Source organism: Pseudomonas sp. (genome assembly GCF_049590575.1).
Taxonomy (GTDB): Bacteria; Pseudomonadota; Gammaproteobacteria; order Pseudomonadales; family Pseudomonadaceae; genus Aquipseudomonas.
On sequence record NZ_JBAWDE010000115.1, the window covers coordinates 40,962 to 64,806 of the forward strand.

At 60.9% G+C, this 23,845-nt stretch carries 20 protein-coding genes; 16 read left to right on the forward strand and 4 right to left on the reverse strand.

Annotated elements, in window-relative coordinates:
- Positions 1–124 precede the first annotated feature (124 nt).
- From rnr to WBR57_RS09365, 10 genes are all read left to right on the forward strand, one after another.
- Complete coding sequence (gene rnr / locus WBR57_RS09320; protein WP_424083575.1) at positions 125–2,758, forward strand: ribonuclease R; 2,634 nt, start codon at positions 125–127, stop codon at positions 2,756–2,758.
- The gene (gene rlmB / locus WBR57_RS09325) at positions 2,755–3,510 is read left to right on the forward strand and encodes a 23S rRNA (guanosine(2251)-2'-O)-methyltransferase RlmB (RefSeq protein ID WP_424083576.1); all 756 of its coding nucleotides are present in this window, start codon (positions 2,755–2,757) and stop codon (positions 3,508–3,510) included. The genes rnr and rlmB overlap by 4 nt, the downstream gene beginning before the upstream one ends.
- A gap of 308 nt (positions 3,511–3,818) precedes the next feature.
- Entirely contained in the window at positions 3,819–4,241 is a 423-nt protein-coding gene (rpsF, locus tag WBR57_RS09330; RefSeq protein ID WP_003236224.1) for a 30S ribosomal protein S6, read from the forward strand.
- 28 nt (positions 4,242–4,269) lie between these two features.
- Positions 4,270–4,500 carry a 30S ribosomal protein S18 gene (gene rpsR, locus WBR57_RS09335; RefSeq protein WP_002551829.1) on the forward strand — a complete coding sequence of 77 codons (231 nt, stop codon included), beginning with the start codon at positions 4,270–4,272 and terminating at the stop codon, positions 4,498–4,500.
- Between the two features lie 36 nt (positions 4,501–4,536).
- A complete protein-coding gene (locus WBR57_RS09340; protein ID WP_424083577.1) occupies positions 4,537–5,430 on the forward strand; it encodes a hypothetical protein in 894 nt (297 codons plus the stop codon).
- 18 nt (positions 5,431–5,448) lie between these two features.
- Positions 5,449–5,895, forward strand: coding sequence for a 50S ribosomal protein L9 (gene rplI, locus WBR57_RS09345; protein WP_003171376.1), 447 nt, complete (start codon positions 5,449–5,451; stop codon positions 5,893–5,895).
- 110 nt (positions 5,896–6,005) lie between these two features.
- On the forward strand, positions 6,006–7,400 hold the full coding sequence (gene dnaB / locus WBR57_RS09350; protein ID WP_424083578.1) for a replicative DNA helicase: 1,395 nt from the start codon (positions 6,006–6,008) through the stop codon (positions 7,398–7,400).
- Between the two features lie 99 nt (positions 7,401–7,499).
- Complete coding sequence (locus tag WBR57_RS09355; protein ID WP_424083579.1) at positions 7,500–9,803, forward strand: YgiQ family radical SAM protein; 2,304 nt, start codon at positions 7,500–7,502, stop codon at positions 9,801–9,803.
- A gap of 219 nt (positions 9,804–10,022) precedes the next feature.
- The gene (locus WBR57_RS09360) at positions 10,023–10,949 is read left to right on the forward strand and encodes an NAD synthetase (RefSeq protein ID WP_424083580.1); all 927 of its coding nucleotides are present in this window, start codon (positions 10,023–10,025) and stop codon (positions 10,947–10,949) included.
- Positions 10,949–11,389: a hypothetical protein gene (locus WBR57_RS09365; RefSeq protein WP_424083581.1), complete on the forward strand. Its 441-nt coding sequence runs from the start codon at positions 10,949–10,951 to the stop codon at positions 11,387–11,389. Before WBR57_RS09360 ends, WBR57_RS09365 begins: the two co-directional genes overlap by 1 nt.
- Positions 11,390–11,391: 2 nt before the next feature.
- Here the strand turns inward: WBR57_RS09365 and WBR57_RS09370 are convergent, their stop codons facing one another.
- Positions 11,392–11,880: an Hcp family type VI secretion system effector gene (locus tag WBR57_RS09370; protein WP_424083582.1), complete on the reverse strand. Its 489-nt coding sequence runs from the start codon at positions 11,878–11,880 to the stop codon at positions 11,392–11,394.
- A gap of 187 nt (positions 11,881–12,067) precedes the next feature.
- On the opposite strand from WBR57_RS09370, the gene WBR57_RS09375 reads away from it, so the two are divergent.
- The 5 genes from WBR57_RS09375 (at position 12,068) to WBR57_RS09395 (ending at position 20,490) form a co-directional block, all read left to right on the forward strand.
- The gene (locus tag WBR57_RS09375; protein ID WP_424083583.1) at positions 12,068–12,982 is read left to right on the forward strand and encodes an NAD synthetase; all 915 of its coding nucleotides are present in this window, start codon (positions 12,068–12,070) and stop codon (positions 12,980–12,982) included.
- Complete coding sequence (locus tag WBR57_RS09380; RefSeq protein WP_424083584.1) at positions 12,979–13,473, forward strand: hypothetical protein; 495 nt, start codon at positions 12,979–12,981, stop codon at positions 13,471–13,473. Before WBR57_RS09375 ends, WBR57_RS09380 begins: the two co-directional genes overlap by 4 nt.
- Before the next feature lie 201 nt (positions 13,474–13,674).
- Positions 13,675–16,965, forward strand: coding sequence for a DUF2126 domain-containing protein (locus tag WBR57_RS09385; RefSeq protein ID WP_424083585.1), 3,291 nt, complete (start codon positions 13,675–13,677; stop codon positions 16,963–16,965).
- A 148-nt stretch (positions 16,966–17,113) separates the two neighbouring features.
- Complete coding sequence (locus WBR57_RS09390; protein WP_424083586.1) at positions 17,114–19,600, forward strand: circularly permuted type 2 ATP-grasp protein; 2,487 nt, start codon at positions 17,114–17,116, stop codon at positions 19,598–19,600.
- Positions 19,600–20,490, forward strand: coding sequence for a transglutaminase family protein (locus tag WBR57_RS09395; RefSeq protein WP_424083587.1), 891 nt, complete (start codon positions 19,600–19,602; stop codon positions 20,488–20,490). Before WBR57_RS09390 ends, WBR57_RS09395 begins: the two co-directional genes overlap by 1 nt.
- A 46-nt stretch (positions 20,491–20,536) precedes the next feature.
- On the opposite strand, the gene WBR57_RS09400 is transcribed toward WBR57_RS09395, so the two are convergent.
- Positions 20,537–20,719, reverse strand: coding sequence for a hypothetical protein (locus WBR57_RS09400; RefSeq protein ID WP_065900153.1), 183 nt, complete (start codon positions 20,717–20,719; stop codon positions 20,537–20,539).
- A 332-nt stretch (positions 20,720–21,051) separates the two neighbouring features.
- Between WBR57_RS09400 and azu the strand changes: the two genes are divergently transcribed.
- The gene (azu, locus tag WBR57_RS09405) at positions 21,052–21,498 is read left to right on the forward strand and encodes an azurin (protein WP_424083588.1); all 447 of its coding nucleotides are present in this window, start codon (positions 21,052–21,054) and stop codon (positions 21,496–21,498) included.
- A 137-nt stretch (positions 21,499–21,635) separates the two neighbouring features.
- Here the strand turns inward: azu and nadE are convergent, their stop codons facing one another.
- Positions 21,636–22,463: an ammonia-dependent NAD(+) synthetase gene (gene nadE / locus WBR57_RS09410; protein WP_424083589.1), complete on the reverse strand. Its 828-nt coding sequence runs from the start codon at positions 22,461–22,463 to the stop codon at positions 21,636–21,638.
- 3 nt (positions 22,464–22,466) lie between these two features.
- The gene (pncB, locus tag WBR57_RS09415; RefSeq protein ID WP_024073104.1) at positions 22,467–23,681 is read right to left on the reverse strand and encodes a nicotinate phosphoribosyltransferase; all 1,215 of its coding nucleotides are present in this window, start codon (positions 23,679–23,681) and stop codon (positions 22,467–22,469) included.
- Between the last annotated feature and the right edge of the window lie 164 nt (positions 23,682–23,845).

Below are 23,845 nucleotides of genomic sequence, written 5' to 3' on the forward strand. Positions count from 1 at the left end.
GGTCGTGCAAGGTGCGTTGCGAGGGCTGCAAAGGCCTTTTAAACGCTTGTTGATGTCTGAAATTTCCCGTTTCAATACGCGTATGCCAAACTAACCCGCATATAGACAAGGTGAAAATTCTCTAATGGCCGATTGGCAGTCCCTCGATCCCGAGGCCGCTCGTGAAGCGGAAAAATATGAAAACCCTATTCCTAGCCGTGAACTGATCCTGGCGCACCTCGCCGATCGAGGTTCGCCTGCTAGCCGTGAGCAGCTGGTTGAAGAGTTCGGTCTGACCACCGAAGACCAGCTCGAAGCCCTGCGCCGCCGCCTGCGTGCCATGGAGCGCGATGCTCAACTGATCTACACCCGCCGTGGCACCTATGCGCCCGTGGACAAGCTCGACCTGATCCTCGGCCGCATTGCCGGCCACCGTGACGGCTTCGGCTTCCTGATCCCGGATGACGGCAGTGACGACCTGTTCATGAGCCCTGCGCAAATGCGCCTGGTGTTCGACGGCGACCGTGCTCTGGCCCGTGTGTCCGGCCTGGACCGTCGCGGTCGCCGTGAAGGCGTGATCGTCGAAGTGGTGTCGCGTGCCCACGAGTCCATCGTCGGGCGTTACTTCGAAGAAGGCGGCATCGGCTTTGTGGTGCCGGATAACCCGAAGGTCCAGCAGGAAGTGCTGATTACCCCGGGCCGCAATGGCGCCGCCAAGGTCGGCCAGTTCGTCGAGGTGAAGATCACCCATTGGCCGACTGCGCGCTTCCAGCCCCAGGGCGACATTGTTGAAGTGGTCGGCAACTACATGGCGCCGGGCATGGAAATCGACGTTGCGCTGCGCACCTACGATATTCCTCACGTCTGGCCTGACGCGGTGCTCAAGGAAGCCGCCAAGCTCAAGCCGGAAGTGGAAGAGAAAGACAAAGAAAAACGCATCGACCTGCGCCATTTGCCATTCGTCACCATCGACGGCGAAGACGCTCGCGACTTCGACGATGCGGTCTACTGCGAAGCCAAGCCTGGCAAGCTGCGCCTGTTCTCCGGCGGCTGGAAGCTGTTCGTCGCGATTGCCGACGTGTCCAGCTACGTGAAGATCGGCTCGGCCCTGGATAACGAAGCTCAAGTGCGCGGCAACTCCGTGTACTTCCCTGAGCGCGTCATCCCGATGCTGCCCGAGCAACTGTCCAACGGCCTGTGCTCCCTGAACCCGAAAGTCGACCGTTTGGCCATGGTGTGCGAGATGACTATCTCGAAAACCGGCGAAATGACCGACTACCAGTTCTACGAGGCGGTGATTCACTCCCAGGCGCGCCTGACCTACAACAAGGTCAGCACCATCCTGGAAACGCCGAAAACCAGCGAGGCCAAGGCCCTGCGTACCGAATACGCCGGCGTGGTACCGCACCTCAAGCAGCTGTATTCGCTGTACAAGGTGTTGCTGGGCGCACGTCATGTGCGTGGCGCGATCGATTTTGAAACCCAGGAAACCCGGATTGTCTTCGGTTCCGAGCGCAAAATCGCCGCGATCACCCCGACGACCCGTAACGATGCGCACAAGCTGATCGAGGAATGCATGCTGGCGGCCAACGTGGCCACTGCTGAGTTCCTGAAAAAGCACGAAATCCCTGCGCTGTACCGCGTGCACGACGGCCCGCCGCCAGAGCGCCTGGAAAAACTCCGCGCGTTCCTCGGTGAACTCGGCCTGTCGCTGCACAAAGGCAAGGACGGCCCGACGCCGAAGGATTACCAGGCACTGTTGGCCAGCATCAAGGACCGTCCGGATTACCACGTGATTCAGACCGTAATGCTGCGCTCCCTTAGCCAGGCGGTGTACAGCGCCGACAACCAGGGCCACTTCGGCCTGAATTACGAGGCGTACACCCACTTCACCTCGCCGATTCGCCGTTACCCGGATTTGCTCACGCACCGGGCGATCCGCAGTGTGATCCACTCCAAGCAGAACACCCCGCACGTCAAGCGCGCCGGTGCCATGACCATTCCGAAGGCGCGGATTTATCCGTACGACGAAGCGGCCCTGGAACAGCTGGGCGAGCAGTGCTCCATGAGCGAGCGCCGCGCCGACGAAGCCACCCGCGATGTGGTGAACTGGCTCAAGTGCGAGTTCATGAAAGACCGCGTCGGCGAGACTTTCCCGGGCGTGATCACGGCGGTGACCGGTTTTGGCCTGTTCGTCGAGCTGACCGACATTTACGTCGAGGGCCTGGTGCACGTCACCGCCTTGCCGGGTGACTACTATCACTTCGACCCTGTGCATCACCGCCTGGCGGGCGAGCGCACGGGCCGCAGTTTCCGCCTGGGCGACACGGTGGAAGTGCAGGTCATGCGCGTCGACCTCGACGAGCGCAAGATCGACTTCGGCATGCCTGACAAACCCGCTGAGCCGACTGGCCGTAAAAAGCGTGGCGGTGAAACTGCGGCGCCGGCTGCCAAGGGCAAAGGCGCGCCTGCGAAAGCAGCGGCCGCCGAGCCTGCGCCAGCCAAGGCTGGTCGTCGTTCTTCCGCCAAGGAAAAAGCCCCCGAGGCCTACCGCCCAAGCGATGCCGCGGCGAAAAACGCCGAGTTGCGCAAGAGCCGCGAGTTGAAGCAGCAGTTGCTCAACGAAGCCAAAAGCGGTGGTAAAGCGGCGTCTGGGGGAAAGTCCCGCGAGGCGGAAAAGCCGTCGAGCAAGCCGAGTAAACACCGTAAAGGCCCGCCAAAAGCGGGTTCGGCCCCCGCCAAAAGCGGCGGGTCGCGCAAACCTAAGGCCAAGTCATGAGTCTGGAAAAAATCTACGGCGTGCACGCCGTAGAAGCACTGCTGCGTCACCACCCCAAGCGCGTCAAGCAAGTGTGGTTGGCCGAAGGTCGCAGCGAGCCGCGCGTACAGGCGCTGGTCGAGCTGGCGACGCAAAACAAGGTCGCCATCGGCCAGGCCGAACGTCGTGAAATGGACGTGTGGGTGGAAGGCGTTCACCAGGGCGTGGTGGCGGACGTAAGCCCGAGCCAGGTCTGGGGCGAAGCGATGCTCGACGAGCTGCTCGACCGTACCGAAGGCGCTCCGCTCTTGCTGGTGCTGGACGGCGTGACCGACCCGCACAACCTCGGCGCCTGCCTGCGTTCGGCGGATGCTGCCGGCGCGCTGGCGGTGATCGTGCCCAAAGACAAGTCGGCCACCCTGACGCCGGTTGTGCGTAAAGTCGCCTGTGGTGCGGCGGAAGTGATTCCGCTGGTAGCCGTGACCAACCTGGCGCGCACCTTGGAGAAACTCCAGCAGCGCGGCCTGTGGGTCGTGGGCACGGCGGGGGAGGCTGAGGTCAGCATTTACGACCAGGACCTCACCGGCCCAACCATCCTGATCATGGGTGCCGAGGGTAAGGGCATGCGTCGCCTGACCCGTGAGCACTGCGATTACCTGGTGCACCTGCCGATGGCCGGCAGCGTCAGCAGCCTCAATGTTTCAGTCGCAACCGGCGTCTGCCTGTTCGAAGCCCAGCGCCAGCGTGGCGCCAAGGGCAAAGCCAAGAAGTAAGCTGAGCCCGGCTCGGACACAAAATGTGGGAGGGGGCTTGCCCCCGATAGCGGTAGATCAGTTACAGATTATGTGGCTGACCCAGCGCATCGGGGGCAAGCCCCCTCCCACATTTGTTTTGTGGCGCCGGCAAGGGCTGTTCAAATAATCACCAATCACCTTGCGCCGTTTCTCCCCCTTCTCTACAATTGCGCCCCTTGCCTTGCTGGCAGGCACCGATGTGCCTCCCTGCGGCAAGATCCATAAGTGTCATTCACTCCTTGTCTGACCGTTTTTGAGCGGCAGGCTACAACCCGTAAGGAGCATTCATGCGTCATTACGAAATCATCTTTTTGGTCCACCCGGATCAAAGCGAGCAAGTCGGCGGCATGGTAGAGCGTTACACCAAGCTGATCGAAGAAGACGGCGGCAAAATCCACCGTCTGGAAGATTGGGGCCGTCGTCAACTGGCCTACGCAATCAACAATGTTCACAAGGCTCACTACGTGATGCTGAACGTTGAGTGCACTGGCAAGGCCCTGGCCGAGCTGGAAGACAACTTCCGCTACAACGATGCAGTGATCCGTAACCTGGTCATCCGTCGCGAAGAAGCCGTTACCGGCCAATCCGAGATGCTCAAGGCTGAAGAAAACCGCAGTGAGCGCCGTGAGCGTCGCGACCGTCCTGAGCACGAAGGCGCTGATAGCGCTGATAGTGATGACAGCGACAACAGCGATAACGCTGACGAGTAATCCACGGACCTTTTAAGGAGCCTATCAAATGGCACGTTTCTTCCGTCGTCGTAAATTCTGCCGCTTCACCGCTGAAGACGTGAAAGAGATCGATTACAAAGATCTCAACACTCTGAAAGCCTACGTATCCGAGACCGGCAAAATCGTTCCAAGCCGTATCACCGGTACCAAAGCACGTTATCAGCGTCAGCTGGCCACCGCTATCAAGCGCGCCCGCTTCCTGGCCCTGCTGGCCTACACCGACAGCCACGGCCGCTGAGACCGGGCAGTCGACAAGTAGTAAGGGATTGAATGCATGCGCGCCTTAGCTGAGTTCATCATGCGCGGTCGTGTGCAGGCCACTCTGGTAGTGGCTGGATGTGCAGCATTGCCGTTGTTGTATTGGTTGGGTGCTGCCGCGGGTTGCCTTGTGCTCCTGCGGCGCGGTTTGAAGGACGCCCTTGGCGTTCTTGCCCTGGGACTGCTGCCGGCCTTGGTCTGGTGGCTGCAATTCGACGATCCACGGGTACTTCTGGTACTGCTGGGGTCATCGAGCCTTGCGTTGGTTTTACGCGCAAGCGAGTCCTGGGTCCGTACGCTGCTGGTCAGCGTGGCATTGGGGTTGGTGTACTCAGTGATGCTTGGCGCGGCTTTCCGCCCGCATATCGAGGCGCTGGCGCAGGAGATCATCAAGATCCTGCCGCTGGCCCTCGGGGATCTCTACCAGCAATTGTCGGTAGATGAGCGAGCGCGGTTCGCGTCACTGATTGCACCGGTCCTGACCGGCCTGATAGCGGCACTGATGCAGATCGTCAGCGTGCTGAGCCTGATTCTTGGGCGTTATTGGCAGGCGTTGTTGTACAACCCAGGTGGTTTTGGTCGCGAGTTTCGCAGTATCAGAATCCCCGCGGGGCCGGCGATGTTGCTGCTGGCGTGCATGGTTGTCGGGCCGAATTTCGGCCCACAGATGGCCCTGCTGGCGCCGATTTGCAGCGTACCGCTGGTGTTTGCCGGGCTGGCCCTGATTCACGGGCTGGTCGCGCGAAAGCGCCTGGCCAAGTTCTGGCTGGTGGGGTTGTACGTAACGCTGTTGCTGTTCATGCAGCTGATCTATCCGTTACTCGTGGTTTTGGCCATTGTCGACGGCCTGATTGATTTTCGCGGTCGTCTCGCGTCGAAAGACGCCGATAACGCGAACGGTGAAGGTTAAAAGTTAGAGGATTTTCACATGCAACTGATCCTTCTGGAAAAAGTCGCCAACCTGGGCAACCTGGGCGACAAAGTGAACGTTAAGGCCGGCTACGGTCGTAACTACCTGCTGCCATACGGCAAAGCCACCGCTGCAACCGCTGCCAACCTGGCTGCGTTTGAAGAGCGTCGTGCTGAGCTGGAAAAAGCCGCAGCAGACAAAAAAGCTTCGGCCGAAACTCGCGCTGCCCAACTGGCTGAGCTGGAAGTGACTATCACTGCCACCGCCGGTGACGAAGGCAAGCTGTTCGGTTCGATCGGCACCCACGACATCGCTGATGCACTGACCGCCTCCGGCGTTGAAGTGCAGAAGAGCGAAGTTCGTCTGCCGAACGGCACCATCCGCAACGTAGGCGAATTCGACGTAGCCGTGCACCTGCACGCTGAAGTTGAAGCCACCGTACGCGTTGTCGTGGTAGCAGCTTAAGCAACGCCTAACTGACTGGCACCTCGCGTGTCAGGCAGTTAACATCGGGCACGATCCTGTTTACAGGTCGTGCCTTTTGTTTTTCTACACACCCCTAATTCCAAGTGGCCATGAACGATATTTCAGCTCCTGAGCAATACGATCTGCAAACCGCTGCCTTGAAGGTGCCGCCGCATTCCATCGAGGCCGAACAGGCTGTGCTCGGTGGTTTGATGCTGGACAACAACGCCTGGGAGCGCGTGCTGGATCAAGTCTCGGACGGTGATTTCTATCGGCATGACCACCGCTTGATCTTCCGCGCCATCGCCCGTTTGGCCGACCTGAACTCACCGATCGACGTGGTGACCCTGGCCGAGCAGTTGGACAAGGAAGGCCAGACTTCCCAAGTCGGCGGCCTGGGCTATCTCGGTGAACTGGCGAAAAACACGCCGTCTGTCGCCAACATCAAGGCCTATGCGCAGATCGTCCGTGCGCGGGCCACGTTGCGCCAGCTGATCGGCATCGCCACCGAAATCGCCGACAGCGCCTTCAACCCGGAGGGCCGCACCGCTGAAGAGATTCTCGACGAAGCCGAACGGCAGATCTTCCAGATCGCCGAAGCGCGGCCGAAAACCGGCGGCCCGGTCAGCGTCAACGATCTGTTGACCAAGGCCATCGACCGCATCGACACCCTGTTCAACACCGATAACGCCATCACTGGCCTGTCTACCGGTTACACCGACCTCGATGGCATGACCAGCGGCCTGCAACCGGCGGACTTGATCATCGTCGCCGGCCGTCCGTCCATGGGTAAAACCACCTTTGCGATGAACCTGGTGGAAAACGCCGTGTTGCGCAGCGACAAGGCGGTGCTGGTTTACTCGCTGGAGATGCCAGGCGAATCGCTGATCATGCGTATGTTGTCGTCCCTGGGCCGCATCGACCAGACCAAGGTGCGTGCCGGCCGCCTGGAAGACGACGACTGGCCGCGCCTGACCTCGGCGGTCAACCTGCTCAACGACCGCAAGCTGTTTATCGATGACACGGCGGGCATCAGCCCGTCGGAAATGCGTGCGCGTACCCGGCGCCTGGTGCGTGAGCACGGCGATATCGCCCTGATCATGATCGACTACCTGCAACTGATGCAGATCCCGGGTTCCGGCGGTGATAACCGTACCAACGAAATTTCCGAGATTTCCCGCTCGTTGAAAGCCCTGGCCAAGGAATTCAACTGCCCGGTGGTGGCCCTGTCGCAGCTCAACCGGTCCCTGGAGCAACGCCCGAACAAACGTCCGATCAACTCCGACTTGCGGGAATCCGGAGCGATCGAGCAGGATGCTGACGTGATCATGTTCGTTTACCGGGACGAGGTGTATCACCCGGAGACCGAGCATAAAGGCATCGCCGAAATCATCATCGGTAAACAGCGTAACGGGCCCATTGGCACCACGCGCCTGGCTTTTATCGGCAAATACACCCGTTTCGAAAACCTGGCGCCGGGCAGTTACAACTTCGAGGACGAGTAAAAACTCGCCTCGTCAATTCCGACTGCAAAGGTCGGAATTGGTCAAAATTTGTGCTATATTCCGCGCCCGCGATTTTTCATCTCAACACCGGTCACCGTCATGCAAACAGCCAAGCCGTTATTTGACTATCCCAAGTACTGGGCCGAATGTTTCGGTCCTGCGCCATTCCTGCCGATGAGCAGGGAGGAGATGGATCAGCTTGGCTGGGATTCCTGCGACATCATCATCGTCACCGGTGATGCCTACGTCGACCATCCGTCGTTCGGCATGGCGATCATCGGCCGGCTGCTGGAGTCCCAGGGCTTTCGCGTCGGGATCATTGCCCAGCCGAACTGGCAGTCCAAAGACGACTTCATGAAGCTCGGCGAGCCGAACCTGTTCTTCGGCGTCGCGGCCGGCAACATGGACTCGATGATCAACCGCTACACCGCCGACAAGAAAATCCGTTCCGACGACGCCTACACCCCAGGCGGCATGGCCGGCAAACGCCCGGACCGCGCGAGCCTGGTGTACAGCCAGCGTTGCAAGGAAGCCTACAAGAACGTGCCGATCGTGCTCGGCGGCATCGAAGCCTCCCTGCGCCGCATCGCCCACTACGACTACTGGCAGGACCGCGTGCGCAACTCGATCCTGATCGACGCCGCCGCCGACATCCTGCTGTACGGCAACGCCGAGCGCGCGATTGTCGAGGTTGCCCAGCGCCTGTCGTGGGGCCACAAGATCGAAGACATCACCGACGTGCGCGGCACCGCGTTCATTCGCCGTGACACGCCCGAAGGCTGGTACGAGGTCGACTCCACGCGTATCGACCGTCCGGGCAAGGTCGACAAGATCATCAACCCGTACGTGAACACCCAGGATACCCAGGCCTGCGCCATCGAGCAGGAAAAAGGCCCGGTTGAAGACCCGGAAGAAGCCAAGGTCGTACAGATCCTGGCCAGCCCGCGCATGACCCGCGACAAGACCGTGATCCGCCTGCCGTCGGTGGAAAAAGTCCGTGGCGACGCGGTGCTCTACGCCCACGCCAACCGCGTGTTGCACCTGGAGACCAACCCAGGCAACGCCCGCGCCCTGGTGCAGAAGCACGGTGAAGTGGACGTGTGGTTCAACCCGCCGCCCATCCCGATGACCACCGAAGAAATGGACTACGTGTTCGGCATGCCTTACGCACGTGTTCCGCACCCTGTGTACGGCAAGGAAAAGATCCCGGCCTACGACATGATCCGCTTCTCGGTGAACATCATGCGTGGCTGCTTTGGCGGCTGCACCTTCTGCTCGATCACCGAGCACGAAGGCCGGATCATCCAGAACCGTTCCGAAGAGTCGATCATTCGCGAAATCGAAGAGATCCGCGACAAGGTGCCAGGCTTCACCGGCGTCATCTCCGACCTAGGCGGCCCGACCGCGAACATGTACCGCATCGCCTGCAAGAGCCCGGAAATCGAATCCGCGTGCCGCAAGCCGTCGTGCGTGTTCCCTGGCATCTGCCCGAACCTGAACACCGACCACTCGTCGCTGATCCAGCTGTACCGCAGCGCCCGTGCGTTGCCGGGTGTGAAGAAAATCCTGATTGCTTCCGGCCTGCGCTACGACCTCGCGGTGGAGTCGCCGGAATACGTCAAGGAGCTGGTGACCCACCACGTCGGTGGTTACCTCAAGATCGCCCCGGAGCACACCGAGGAAGGTCCGCTCAACCAGATGATGAAGCCGGGCATTGGCAGCTATGACAAGTTCAAGCGCATGTTCGAGAAGTACACCAAGGAAGCGGGCAAGGAGCAGTACCTGATCCCGTACTTCATCGCCGCCCACCCGGGCACTACCGATGAAGACATGATGAACCTGGCCCTGTGGCTTAAGGGCAATGGCTTCCGTGCCGACCAGGTGCAGGCGTTCTACCCGTCGCCGATGGCCACCGCCACCGCGATGTACCACTCGGGCAAGAACCCGCTGCGCAAGGTCACCTACAAGAGCGACGCGGTGACCATCGTCAAGAGCGAAGAACAGCGCCGTCTGCACAAGGCCTTCCTGCGCTACCACGATCCGAAAGGCTGGCCGATGCTGCGTGAAGCGCTGACCCGCATGGGCCGTGCCGACCTGATCGGGCCGGGCAAGGACCAACTGATCCCGCTGCATCAGCCGGCCACCGACAGCTACCAGAGCGCGCGTCGCAAGAACTCGACGCCGGCCGGCAGCCACAAGGTCGCCAAGGAAACCACCACGCGGATCCTGACCCAGCACACCGGCCTGCCGCCGCGTGGCAGCGACGGCAGCAACCCGTGGGACAAACGCGAACAAGCCAAGGCCGCGGCCCAGGCGCGCAACAAGCAGGCCGCGAAAGAACGCGCCGATGCGGCCAAGGGCAAGGGCGGCAAGCCTGCGCGCAAGCCGGTCGTGCCGCGTTGATCGCAGCCTGAAACGCAAAACGCCAGCCTCGTGCTGGCGTTTTGCTTTCTAGGCGTTGGGCGGGCCGTTTGCTAAGGTGGCGCCTAGTAGATCGTCTTCGCGAGCAAGCCCGCTCCCACACTTGACCGCGTTCCAGCATGAGAATACGGCCGAAAGTGGCAGCGGGCTTGCTCGCGCAGGCGTCAGACCGGTCAGTCTCAATTTCAAGGAAGAACACCCATGAGCAACCCCCTGCTCAGCATCGGCATGGACTCTAACCGCTCCCAGTTCATGGCGCGTCAGCGCATCGAAAGTGAACTCAACCTGCCTCGCGTGTTTGCCGCCATCGACGCCGACCCCAGTATCGTCGGCGCGGGCGTGGTGTATATCGACGCTGACTTCAACGTCGTGACGCTGCGCGAGTTCAAGCCGATCTGCAGCATTCAACCCAAGCGCATCATCGTGCGCGAGGCGCAGAAATACGTGGCGCCCGCTCAGTTCGCTGAGCAAGTGCTGAACAACCCACGAGAGTCCCGGCTGATCAGCGAAGCCATCAACACCACGTTGTCCTGTGGCGGTGCGGTGCTGGGTTGGCTGGTGATGTTGAGCGGCACCATCGCGGTGCCGTTCAGCGGTGGCGCCAGTTCGGTCATCACCGTCATTGGCTACACCAGTGCCTCCGCCAGTACCGCGTCATGCATGATGGGCTTGTTTCGTACCCGTAATGAAGTCGTCAATCCAGGCATGAATGACTACCTGGATAACGAAGAGTGGTACCAGACTGCTACCAAAATCATGGACGGCGCTGCCTTGGTCGGTGTGGGAGCCTCTGCGTTGACCACGGTTAAGTTGGTCAATGTGACCCGCGCGGCCACCGGTAAAACGCTGCGCCAAGTGCTCAAAGGCCTTAACGGCCAGGAGCGGGAAAAACTGACCAAGGAGTTGCTCAAGCTCGCAAACCCTCAAATGTCGACCAAGATGCGCAAGTTGCTGCAACTGCGCGGCGACTTGCCCAAGCGCTTCACCCACGCAGAGCTCAAGCATGCCACCATCGTTCAACTGGGCGATGCCTTCAGCGCGGGGTTGAGTGTCTGGGGCCTGGCGCGATCGGATAACCCCGGAAAGCTCAAGACCCTGGCGATAGGCTTGTACGAGGAGCTGGAGTGATGAGTGGCGTGCCCTCTCTGAAGCCGTTTTTGCTCGAACATTTTCCATCGTTTATCGGCGTAATTCTCGCCGGCTGCCTCGGCGGTTCCGGCGCAATTTCGCTGGCGGCCAGCACCTATTTCGCCGATGTACCCATAGCGACGAATGCCACTGTGTCCTGGTTTGTAGTGATATTCGCCGCCTTGTTCGTGGTCAACAGCAACTTTCTGGTGGTGCGCGGGTATGCCTGGGCGGTGTGGGGCATGGCAGGTTTTTTTGTACTGTGCCTGCTGGTGACGTTGCCGACGCTGCACTACCGGCCACACCGGTTTATCTACAGTGAATGCCTGTTCTGGCCGTTGCTGGGGTTGTTGCTGCTAAACAGCAAGGGCTATCGCTCGATGGTCGGGAAACTGGTTGAAGTGCGCCGGCTGCGCGAAGCAGCCAAAGTGGGCGCGTAGGTTTAGATTTTCACGTTTTGGCGGATATTCCAGCCGTATTTGACGGCGCCGCCGTCTTTGCCGCCGTCGGCTTTCTGCGGCTGGTAGCTGACTTCAATCGTGGCGAAGTTCAGGCCGATCACTTCCGTCAAGGTATCGGCCGAGGTGATCGCATCGGTCTGGTACGAGATGACCATGACTTCCTTCATCGTCATCATCAGGTACTCCACCGCGCTGGCGCCGCCGGCCTTGCGTACTACCAGGCGCGCCTCGGGGTAATGCTTGCCGGTGGAACAGGCCATCATCAGGTTGGGTGAAGACTTGTCCATGAGCTTGTGGATGACCAGGTTTTCAATATTGACCTTGCCAGCTCCACCGCCGCTTCCGCTATGCATGGAGCCGGTCTGGGACATGCCCCAACCCCATTGGCTGATCGCTATTTCATCGCGGTGGGACTGGTCTTTGGACTCGCCCTTGATGTCCCCCAACTTCAAAAACATATCAGTTGCCATTGTCACTCCCTGTTTTGGTGTTCGCCGATAGTGGCGCGGGGCGTACTTTTTCCTATTCGGGATATGGCCTACAAGACGCTACATAACGATCAGGAAGTGCCTGTCCGCCTAAAGCGAAGCTTCTGACATTTTTAGGCGATGCCCAGTCTTTAACCTCTGCATTCTTGTGAAAAACCGGAGTAAAGGGATGACTTCCAGTGTGTTGAGAGACGGATTTCCCAGTGCCCATTTGACAACCCGGCAGCGGGTCGAAAGCAGTATTGATCTGCGTAAGTTATTTGCGGCTATTGATGCGGATCCCGCCATTGTCGGGGCTGGCGTGGTGTACCTCGACGCCGAGTTGCGGGCGGTGGTGTTGCGTGAGTTTCAGCCGATTTGCAGTGTGGCGCCGAAGAAGGTGATTTTGCGCGAGGCGCCCAGTTATGTCGGGCGGGTGGAGTTTGCTCGGCGGCTGGCGAATGAACCGCGTGAGTCGAGGGTGGCGTTTGAGGCGGTGAATACGGGGCTGGCGTGTACTTCGGCGGTGATTAGTTGGTTGGTGATTGCGGGGGGATTGGGCTTGAGTCCGTTTACCTTTGGGACTACTGGGGTGGCCGCTGCTATCAGCGTAGTGGGCGCATCAGCCAGCACTCTTCAATGTTCTATTGGCATTCGCCGGACCCGCAATGAAATGACTGATCCTGGTCGGAACGACGCTCTGGACAGCGAACAGTGGTATCAGGCCGTTACAGCCGGATTGGATGCGGCTTCGTTGATCGGTGCTGGTAGTACAGCTATGTCGACGATGCGATTCGTCAGCACGCTCAAAAAGGCAACGGGGAGAAACACGTACCAAATACTAAAAGGGTTAAATCGACAGGAGCGGTTAAGGCTCACTAAAGAGTTATTGAGTATCAACCATCCGGAGATGACCCGGAAAATGATCAAATTGAAACAAATGGCTGGAGAGATACCCAAGCGCCACACTTCGGCGGAAGTCAGGCGCGCGACCCTCTTGCAGATGCTCGATGTCCTCGGTGCCATATCGAGCGTTGCTGGAAGTGTACGGTCCGGGAATGTCCGGATTATCGCAGTCGGGCTGTATGAGGAGATATCAGAATGAGATTGCTCGGAAAGCGATATCTGATACCAGTGGGCCCTTTTCTTTTGCGTTACTTTCCCGTTTTTATCGGTGTGATCTTTTCAGGGATTTTTGGCGGTACGGCGGTGGTTGCGCTGGTGGAAAACTATTATTTACCATCGTTATCGAACACTGCAGGTGAAAATGCCTGCGTCGTGCTGGCCCTCTTTATCACGCTCTGCAACGTCATGATTGGCTATGGATGGCCAAAATGGGTCTGGGGTATGCGCGGCCTTTTCCTCGCTTGCCTGTTGGTTGCTTTGCCTGGCTTTCATTTCTCCCCGCATCCATTCATTTACGTTGAGTGTTTTTTTTGGCCGCTACTTGGCCTGCTATTGCTGCGCAGCAAGCGCTACCGAGAGTTTCTTGCCAAAGCAGTAGAACTCCGCCACATGCGCGCAAAAGTCCAGGCCGCCATCAACAAGCGCCGCAAACACGAACGCGCCATCATCAGAATAAAAAAACCGAGGTGATTCCCCACCTCGCTGCTCACCCAATCGCTACCGCTGCACCCACTCGCGCCATAAATATGTGCAGCGACTGCACCATGATCCCACCGTTGGCGCTGTTTTGGTGCTGTACTGCACCGGGTCTTACGATTAAGCGCAATGACCGCTGCTCTGGCATAAGTCTTGCGCGCGTTGTGTCCATGCCCTGGCTCGCAGGAGGCCGCCGTGTCGATTCATGTCGCGTTGCACCACGTTACGCATTACCGCTATGACCGCGCTGTCGAACTCGGCCCACAGATCGTGCGCTTGCGCCCGGCTGCCCATAGCCGCACGCGGATTTTGTCCTACGCGCTGAAAGTGCTGCCCGAGCAGCATTTCATCAATTGGCAGCAGGACCCCCAGGGCAATTACCTGGCGCGCCTGGTGTTTCCGGAAAAGACCAACGAGCTGCGCATCGAAGTCGACCTGGTCGCCGAGATGGCGGTGTTCAACCCGTTCGACTTTTTCCTTGAGCCCTACGCCGAAAAAATCCCTTTCAGCTATGCCGCCGATGAGCAGCGCGAGCTGGCGCCGTACCTCGAAACCTTGCCGCTGACGCCGCAGTTCGCCGCCTACCTGGCCGGAATCGACCGCACGCCATTGCCCGCGGTGGATTTCCTGGTCGGCCTGAACCAGCGCCTGGCCGCCGATATCGGCTACCTGATCCGCATGGAACCTGGCGTGCAAACCCCGGAATTCACCCTGCAAAATGCCTCTGGCTCGTGCCGCGACTCCGCCTGGTTGCTGGTGCAATTGCTGCGCAACCTGGGGTTGGCGGCGCGCTTTGTGTCCGGCTACTTGATTCAACTGACCGCCGACGTCAAAGCCCTCGATGGCCCGTCCGGCACTGAGGTGGACTTCACCGACCTGCACGCCTGGTGCGAAGTGTATTTGCCCGGCGCGGGCTGGATCGGTCTGGACGCCACCTCGGGCTTGTTCGCCGGTGAAGGGCATATTCCGTTGGCTTGTAGTCCCGATCCATCATCCGCCGCGCCGATCAGTGGCCTGGTGGAACCCTGCGAGTGCGAATTTACCCACGAAATGTCGGTGGAACGCATTTGGGAAGCCCCTCGGGTTACCAAGCCCTACACCGAAGAACAATGGCTGGCGATCCAGGCGTTGGGCCGGCAAATTGACGGCGATCTGCTCAAGGACGACGTACGCCTGACCATGGGCGGCGAGCCGACCTTCGTCTCCATCGATGACCCCGACGGCGCCGAGTGGAACACCGCCGCGCTGGGGCCGGACAAGCGCCGCCTGTCTGCCGAGTTGTTCCAGCGCATGCGCAAGCACTATGCGCCCAAGGGCCTGGTGCACTTCGGCCAGGGCAAGTGGTACCCCGGCGAGCAGTTGCCGCGTTGGTCGCTCAACTGCTACTGGCGCCGCGATGGCGTGCCGATCTGGCATAACAGTGCGCTGATCGCCGATGAACAACAGGACTACGGCGCCGATGGCGTAATGGCCGGGCGTTTCCTGGCCAGTGTCGCCGAGCGTCTCAAACTGCCGGCGCGCTTTGTATTCCCGGCCTACGAAGACAACTTCTACTACCTGTGGCGCGAAGGTGCGTTGCCGCAAAACGTCACGGCCCAGGACCCGCGTTTAAGTGACGACCTGGAGCGCGAACGCCTGCGTAAAGTGTTCGGCCAGGGCCTGGATAAAGTCATCGGCCAAGTGCTGCCGCTGGCACGCACCGCCGCCAACGACCGCTGGCAGAGTGGGCGCTGGTACTTGCGCGACAACCATTGCCGCCTGGTGCCGGGGGATTCGCCGCTGGGCTATCGCCTGCCGTTGGCCTCGCAGCCTTGGGTGACGGCGGCGGAATATCCGTTTGTGCACCCGACCGACCCTAATCAGGATCAGCCGGAGCTGCCGAGCGCCGCTCAATTGCAAAGCCACGGCGAATCTGCGCCGAGCGACGAGCGTGTGCCGAAGGTCGACGAGTCCGCCGACTGGCTGACCCGCACTGCCTTGTGCGCCGAAGCGCGCGAAGGGCGCCTGTACCTGTTTATGCCGCCTTTGGAGCGCGTCGAGGATTACCTGGAACTGGTCGCGGCCATCGAAGCCACCGCCGAAGAGCTGCATTGCCCGGTATTGCTGGAAGGCTACGAGCCGCCGGCCGACACGCGCCTGAGTAACTTCCGGGTGACGCCGGACCCCGGTGTGATCGAGGTCAACGTGCAGCCGTCCGCCACCTGGGACGAGTTGGTGGAACGCACCGAATTCCTCTACGAAGAGGCGCGGCAAACCCGCCTGACCACTGAAAAATTCATGATCGACGGCCGCCATACCGGCACCGGCGGCGGCAACCACTTTGTGCTGGGTGGCGCCACACCCAAGGACTCGCCGTTTCTGCGCCGCCCCGACCTGCTGCGTAGCCTGATCAGCTACTGGCACAACCACCCGTCGTTGTCCTACCTGTTTTCCGGCCTGTTTATCGGCCCGACCTCCCAGGCGCCACGGGTGGACGAGGCCCGCAACGACGCGCTGTATGAGCTGGAAATCGCCTTCGCGCAAATGCCCGAGCCGGGTGAGGAATGCCCGCCGTGGCTGGTCGACCGTCTGCTGCGCAACCTGCTGATCGACGTGACCGGCAATACCCATCGCGCCGAATTCTGTGTCGACAAGCTCTACTCGCCGGACGGTGCCACTGGCCGCTTGGGCCTGCTCGAGCTGCGCGCGTTCGAAATGCCGCCCCATGCACGCATGAGCCTGACCCAGCAATTGTTGCTAAGGGCCTTGGTCGCGCGCTTTTGGCGTGAGCCGTATGCGCCGCCGAAGCTGGCGCGCTGGGGCACCGAGCTGCACGACCGCTTCTTGCTGCCGCATTTTATCGAACAGGATTTTGCTGATGTGATCGTCGAGCTGAACGCCGCAGGCTACCCGCTGCGCGCCGAATGGTTTGCTGCGCACCTGGAATTCCGTTTCCCCAAGGTGGGCGATTACGCCGTCAGCGGTATTGAACTGGAACTGCGCCAGGCCCTTGAACCCTGGCATGTGCTGGGCGAGGAGGGCGCGGTGGGCGGCACGGTGCGTTATGTGGATTCGTCGCTGGAGCGCTTGCAGGTGAAGTTGAGCGGGCTGCCGCCGCAACGGTATCTGCTGACGTGCAACGGCATCCCGGTGCCGTTGCAGCCGACCGGGCGCGTCGGTGAGTTCGTCGCCGGTGTGCGTTACCGCGCATGGCAACCGGCCAACTGCTTGCAACCGACCATCGCGGTGCACGCGCCATTGGTGTTCGACCTGCTCGACACCTGGATGCAACGCTCGCTGGGCGGCTGCCAGTACCACGTGGCCCATCCGGGCGGGCGTAATTACGACAGCTTGCCGGTGAATGCCAATGAGGCGGAGAGCCGGCGGATGGCACGGTTTTTCCGCTTGGGGCATAGCCCAGGCAAGCTGACGGTGCCGACAGTGGTGATCAACGATGAGTTACCCATGACTTTGGATTTGCGACGTTTCCCCAATAAAAATGACTGAACGCGATCTTGTTGTGGATTCTGGCTTTTGTGGTGAGCGGGCTTGCCCCGCGCGAGGCAAGTTCGCTTACCACAAAGGCTGGATTTCACAGGGGATTTGCAATGTTTGTTAGGTTAATCTGAGCCCCTTTGCCTCTGCCGAGCGTTCCATGCCCGATTTGCTCGACCGTTACCCGCTGACCGCGGGCACCTACCACGAACTGCTCGACGACAGCGGCGCGGTGCGTGCCCACTGGCAGCGCCTGCTCGATCACCTGCAACGCAGCACACCCGCGCAACTGGCCCAGCGTCAGGCGCTGCTGACGCGGCAGATCCAGGAAAACGGCGTGACCTACAACGTCTATGCCGACCCCAAGGGCGCCGATCGCCCGTGGGAACTGGACCTGCTGCCGCATGTGCTGGCAGCTGATGAGTGGCAGCAGCTGTCGGCCGGCATCGCCCAGCGCGCGCGCCTGCTGAATGCAGTGCTCGCCGACCTGTACGGCCCGCAACGCCTGATCAAGGAAGGCCTGTTGCCCGCCGAGCTGGTGTTTGGGCATAACAATTTCCTGTGGCCGTGCCAGGGCATCCAGCCGCCTGACGGGGCGTTCCTGCACCTGTATGCCGTGGACCTGGCGCGCACGCCCGATGGCCGCTGGTGGGTCACTGCCGACCGCACCCAGGCGCCGTCGGGTGCGGGTTACGCGCTGGAAAACCGCACCATCGTGTCCCGCGCCTTCCCGGATCTTTACCGCGATTTGCAGGTTCAGCACCTCACCGGTTTTTTCCGCACGCTGCAGGAAACCCTGGCCCGCCAGGCCCCCGGCGATGACCAGCCGCCGCTGATCGTGCTGCTCACGCCCGGGCGTTTCAACGAAAGCTATTTCGAACACCTCTACCTCGCACGCCAGCTCGGTTACCCGCTGGTCGAAGGCGGCGACCTCACTGTGCGCGACAGCACCGTGTTCCTGAAAACCCTCAGCGGCCTGCGCCGGGTGCACGCGATCATGCGGCGCCTGGACGACGACTTCTGCGACCCGCTGGAGCTGCGCACCGACTCGGCCCTGGGCGTGCCTGGCCTGCTCGACGCCGTGCGCCAGGGTAACGTGCTGGTGGCCAATGCCCTGGGCAGCGGCGTGTTGGAATCGCCGGGGTTGCTCGGCTTTTTGCCGAAGATCAACGAGTTTCTGTTCGGCGAGGAATTGATCCTGCCGTCCATCGCCACTTGGTGGTGCGGTGAGGCGCCGGTATTGGCTGAAGCCCTGGAGAAACTGCCGGAACTGCTGATCAAACCCGCGTTCCCGTCGCAAAGCTTTGCCCCGGTATTTGGCCGCGACTTGAACGACGCGCAACGCCAGGCCCTGGCCGAACGCATGCGCGCGCGGCCCTACGCGTACGTCGCCCAGGAGTTGGCCCAGTTGTCCCAGGCGCCGGTGTGGCACACCGTGGATGACCACCTGCAACACCGCGCCATCGGCATGCGCGTGTATGCCGTGGCCAGTGAGGACGGCTATCGGGTGTTGCCCGGTGGCCTGACCCGCGTGGCCGCCGAAGCCGATGCCGAAGTGGTGTCGATGCAGCGCGGCGGCGCCAGCAAGGATACTTGGGTGCTCGGCGAGCGTGCCGCCGGTGGCGAGCAGTGGCGCGCGCAACGGGCAATTGGCGCGCATGACCTGGTGCGGCGCGACCCTTACCTGCCATCGCGGGTGGTAGAAAACCTGTTCTGGTTTGGCCGTTATTGCGAACGCTGCGACGACAGCGCGCGCTGGCTGCGCATCGTGCTGGCACGCTATGTGGACGGCGACGATCCACTGGCCTTGCAGGCAGCCGTCGAGCTGGGAGAAAACCTGCGCCTGCTGCCGGAAGAGGGCGAGTTGCCCGAACGCCTGCTTGCGGCCTTGCTCGGCGATGACTGGCCATCGAGCCTGCGCGCCAACCTGCAACGCTTGCAGTGGGCGGCGTCGCAGGTGCGCGGCAAGTTGTCCCGGGAGAACTGGCAGGCCCTGGTCGAGTTGCAGCGTGAAGCCCTGGAGCTGGAAAGCGAAGTCCCGGATTTTGGCGAGTTGCTGGATTTTCTCAATCGCCTGGTGATGTCCCTGGCGGCGCTGTCCGGCTTCGCGCTGGACGACATGACCCGCGACGAAGGCTGGCGTTTTTTGATGATGGGCCGGCGCATCGAGCGCCTGCAGTTTCTCAGCAGCAGCCTGGCGGCGTTCCTGCGCGGCGTAGCGGTGTTCGATCAGGCGGGGCTGGAGTGGTTGCTGGAACTGGGCAACAGCAGCATCACCTATCGCTCGCGTTACCTGGCGGTGCCGCAACTGATCCCGGTGCTCGACCTGTTGCTGCTGGACGAGCAGAACCCGCACGCGGTGCTGTTCCAGCTGAAACTGGTGAACCGCACCTTGCGCCGCCTCAACGACGACTTCGGCGTGCCGCGGGAAACTGGTCTGGCGCCGTTGGTGGAGCGCCTGGCGCGGTTCGACCTGGGTTGCCTGGAGAGCCCGCTGTTTGGCGAATCCAGTGTGCGTGCCGCGCTGGAAGGCCTGGCGGACTTGCTGCAAGCGGTTGCCGATGAGAGCGGGCAAGTGTCGGATCGCCTGGCGTTGCGCCACTTTGCCCATGTGGATGATGTCAGCCAGCAGACGGTGTCGGTGTAATGAGTGCGCGCTACCAGATTTTCCACGATACCCATTACCACTACGACAGCCCGGTGTCCCTGGCCCAGCAGCTCGCGCATTTGTGGCCACGGCCTTGCGCCTGGCAGCGTTGCAGCGCGCAACAGCTGGAGATCAGCCCGCCGCCGTCTTCGCGCCGCGATGAGCTGGACGTGTTCGGCAACCCGATCACCCGCCTGGCATTCGAGCGCCCCCACGATGAGTTGCTGGTGAATGCCGGGCTGACCGTGGAAGTGCTGGCGCGCCCGCTGCTGGATTTCCAGCTGTCGCCGGCCTGGGACCAGACCCGCGACAGCCTGACCTACAGCAGCCAGCCGCTTTCGCTGGAGATCATCGAAGCCTGCCGCTATCGCTTCGAATCGCCCTACGTGCACCTGAAAAAAACCTTCGTCGAGTTTTCCGAGAGCTGTTTTCCGCCGAGCCGTCCGTTGCTGTTGGGCGTGCAGGCCCTGATGGAAAAGATCTTCAGCGAATTTACCTTCGATGCCGAAGCCACCCAAGTCGCCACGCCGCTGGTGGAAGTGCTGGAGCGCCGGCGCGGCGTGTGCCAGGACTTCGCCCACCTGATGCTCGCGTGCCTGCGCTCGCGGGGCCTGGCGGCGCGCTATATCAGTGGCTACCTGCTCACCCAGCCACCGCCCGGCCAGCCACGGCTGATCGGCGCCGATGCGTCCCACGCGTGGGTCTCGGTGTATTGCCCGGTATCGGGCTGGGTGGATTTTGATCCGACCAACAATGTGCAGCCGGCACTGGAGCACATCACCCTGGCCTGGGGCCGGGATTTTTCCGATGTGTCGCCGTTGCGAGGGGTGATTCTGGGGGGAGGGAACCATGACCCGGAAGTGCGGGTGACGGTGATGCCGCTGGAGTGAGGGTGGATTGGGGTGAGCAGGGAGGGCCTGCTCACTCCAACAGAATTTATTCAGCCGGGTCTTTCGGTGTTTCGGTATCGTCAGTCGCCACTTCGCCTTCCGCATCCGGGTTCAGTGCACCTGCTTCTTCATCTGCGGCGGCTTTCTTGCGTTGCAGTTTTTCCTCTTTCTTCTGCTCCTTGGCCAAGTCTCTCTGACGTTTGGCGAAGGAGTAATTAGGTTTGGCCATGGGCGATCCTCTAGGGTCGAAGGTGAGGGTGGCGGCGCGCAGCTGCCTTGGGTCGACATGGTAGCAGCTTCAAGGTGCGCTTGGCCTTCACTTACCGCAGGCGTAAGCAGCCAACAGGCCGTTGAACAGGTGATTGAGGTGCATGGCGCGGACTCCAGTGGGTGATGGGCCGATCATAGGCAGGTGCTGCAACTTTGGCTGGTAGATTGTGTTGATCAGTCTGATAGCCTAAAGTTGTATACAATCTGTTGATTCAGATCATAAGAATTCAAGCCTGCTTGAGGCACCCTTGTCGCAATACGCGTTTATTAAACCCTGCCATGGAGATTCACATGTTTGCCAAAATCGTTGCTGTTTCCCTGCTGACGCTGGCCAGCGGCCAGTTGCTTGCTGCAGAGTGCGCGGTCACTGTTGATTCCACCGACCAGATGTCCTTCAACACCAAAGAAATCACGATCGACAAGAGCTGCAAGACGTTCACCGTAAACCTGGAACATTCGGGCAACTTGCCGAAAAACGTCATGGGCCATAACTGGGTGCTGACCAGCGCCGCTGACATGCAGCCGGTTGCTACCGACGGCATGGCTGCCGGTATTGAGAAGAATTACCTGAAAGAAGGCGACACCCGCATCATCGCTCACACCAAACTCATCGGTGCTGGCGAGAAAGACTCCGTGACTTTTGATGTGTCGAAGCTGGCCGCTGGTACGGATTACATGTTCTTCTGCTCGTTCCCAGGCCACATCTCGATGATGAAAGGCACTGTGGTTCTGAAGTAATACCGCGTTATCGTTCATCGCAGGCAAGCCAGCTCCCACATTCGACCGCATTCTCATGTTGGAACGCGATCAACTGTGGGAGGGGGCTTGCCCCTCGATGACTATCTGACCATCAATGCAAAACTTCCTGGCTCAGCTCACGGCGCGAACGGCATGACCCGCTTGTGCTCGGTCTTGCGGTACGTCTCGCAGATAATCTTGAACGCTTCTTCACGCACCGGCTCGCCGTGCAGGAACGCATCGATCTCGGCATAAGTCACGCCGTGGGACGCTTCGTCCGGCTTGCCTGGGGACAAATCCTCAAGGTCAGCGGTAGGGATTTTCTCCACCAGCGATTCCGGCGCACCAAAGTGCCGTGCAATCGCGCGCACCTGGTTTTTCACCAGCCCGCTCAACGGTGCGAGGTCGCAGGCGCCGTCACCGAACTTGGTGAAAAAGCCCATCACCGCTTCCGCCGCATGGTCGGTGCCGATCACCAGGCCGCCCGCCGCGCCGGCAATGGTGTACTGCGCGACCATGCGCATGCGCGCCTTGGTGTTGCCCAGCACGAAATCGCGGGAGACCGCTGCCTTGCCTTCAAATGCGGCCACTTCGTTGGCCAGGGATTTCACCGCCGGGCCGATGTTCACGGTGTGGCGCTCGTCCGGGTCGATAAAGTCCACCGAGGCCTGGGCGTCGATTTCATCGAACTGGGTTTCGTAGGGCAGGCGCACCGCGATGAATCGGTAGGCCTCGTCACCGGTGCTGGCGCGCAGTTCCTGCATCGCGCGTTGGGCCAGCAGGCCCGCGGTCAGGGAATCGACGCCGCCACTGATGCCCAGCACCAATGTCTTGAGCCCGGAATTACGCAGGCAATCCTGAATAAATGCCACGCGGCGGGCCACTTCGGCCTCGAGGGCGGCCTGGTCTTTGAACGGTGCTTGAACCTTGAGCTGCTGCGCAATCTCACGCTGTACGGCTTGCATGATTCACTCCTTGCTGGAAAGGGCAGGTACTTTGAAAACGTGGCGCAAATAGGCGACAAAATTCGGGTCGGTGCAGTGGGTCTTGCCCGCTTCATCGGAGATCTTGGCGACGGGCTGGCCATTGCAGGCGGTCATTTTAAGCACGATGCTCATCGGCTCAACCCCTGGAATGTCGCAGGTCAGGTTGGTGCCGATACCAAAGCTCACATTAATGCGACCGCGCAGCGCGCGGAAAATCTCCAGCGCCTTGGGCAGCGACAGGCTGTCGGAGAACACCAGGGTCTTGCTCATCGGCTCGATGCCCAGCTTATGGTAGTGCGCGATGGCTTTTTCGGCCCACTGCACCGGGTCACCGGAGTCGTGGCGCAGGCCGTCGAACAGCTTGGCGAAATACAAATCGAAGTCGCTGAGGAAGGCATCGGTGGTGATGCAATCGGTCAGGGCGATGCCCAGCAGGCCACGGTACTCGCGGACCCAGCAGTCGAGCGCGGCGATCTGGCTGTCGATCAGGCGCGGGCCGAGTTGCTGGTGAGCCATGATCCATTCGTGGGCCATGGTGCCCAGCGGTTTCATGTCGAACTCGCGGGCCAGGTGCACGTTGCTGGTGCCGACAAAACGCCCAGGGAAGTCGTGCTTGAGCACGCTGACCACCTCTTCCTGCACGCGGTACGAGAAGCGCCGGCGTGTGCCGAAATCCGCCACTTGCAGCTCGGACAGCTCGTCGCTGCTGGCGTTGGCGGTCAGCCAGTCGAACTTGCGGTACAGCTGCTCGCGCGCCTGTTCGAGGATCACGGTCTGGTAGCGGTAGCGGTTACGCACTTCGCTGACGATGGCCAGCATCGGCACTTCAAACAGGATCACATGCAGCCACGGCCCGCGCAGGCGGATGAAAAGCTCGCCGTTCTCGATGCCGGTCTGCACATAGCGCAGGTTGAAGCGGAACAGCCCGAGAAAGCGCAGGAAGTCCGGCTTCATAAAGCTGATGCGTTCCAGGAAACCCAGCTGGTCCGGGCTCAGGCTCAGCTCGGCGAGGCGCTCGATCTGGTAGCGGATTTCCGCCAGGTAAGGGCGCAGGTCTTCGCTGTTACGGCAACGAAATTCCCATTCAACTTCCACGTTCGGGTAGTTGTGCAGCACCGCCTGCATCATGGTCAGCTTGTAGAAGTCGGTGTCGAGCAGGTTCTGCACGATGCGATCGGCAAACACACTCTCGCTCATAACGGGAATCTCCAGACGGGTCGGCGATGGGCGCCGACCTTTACGCACAATTGAGGAAGAGGGCTAGTGGCGCATAGACCTGTGTTGTTTTGCCAGTGATTTTTTCAGTGAGGCCGCTGGCCTCATCGGGGGCAAGCCCCCTCCCACCTTGAAACGCATGTGGG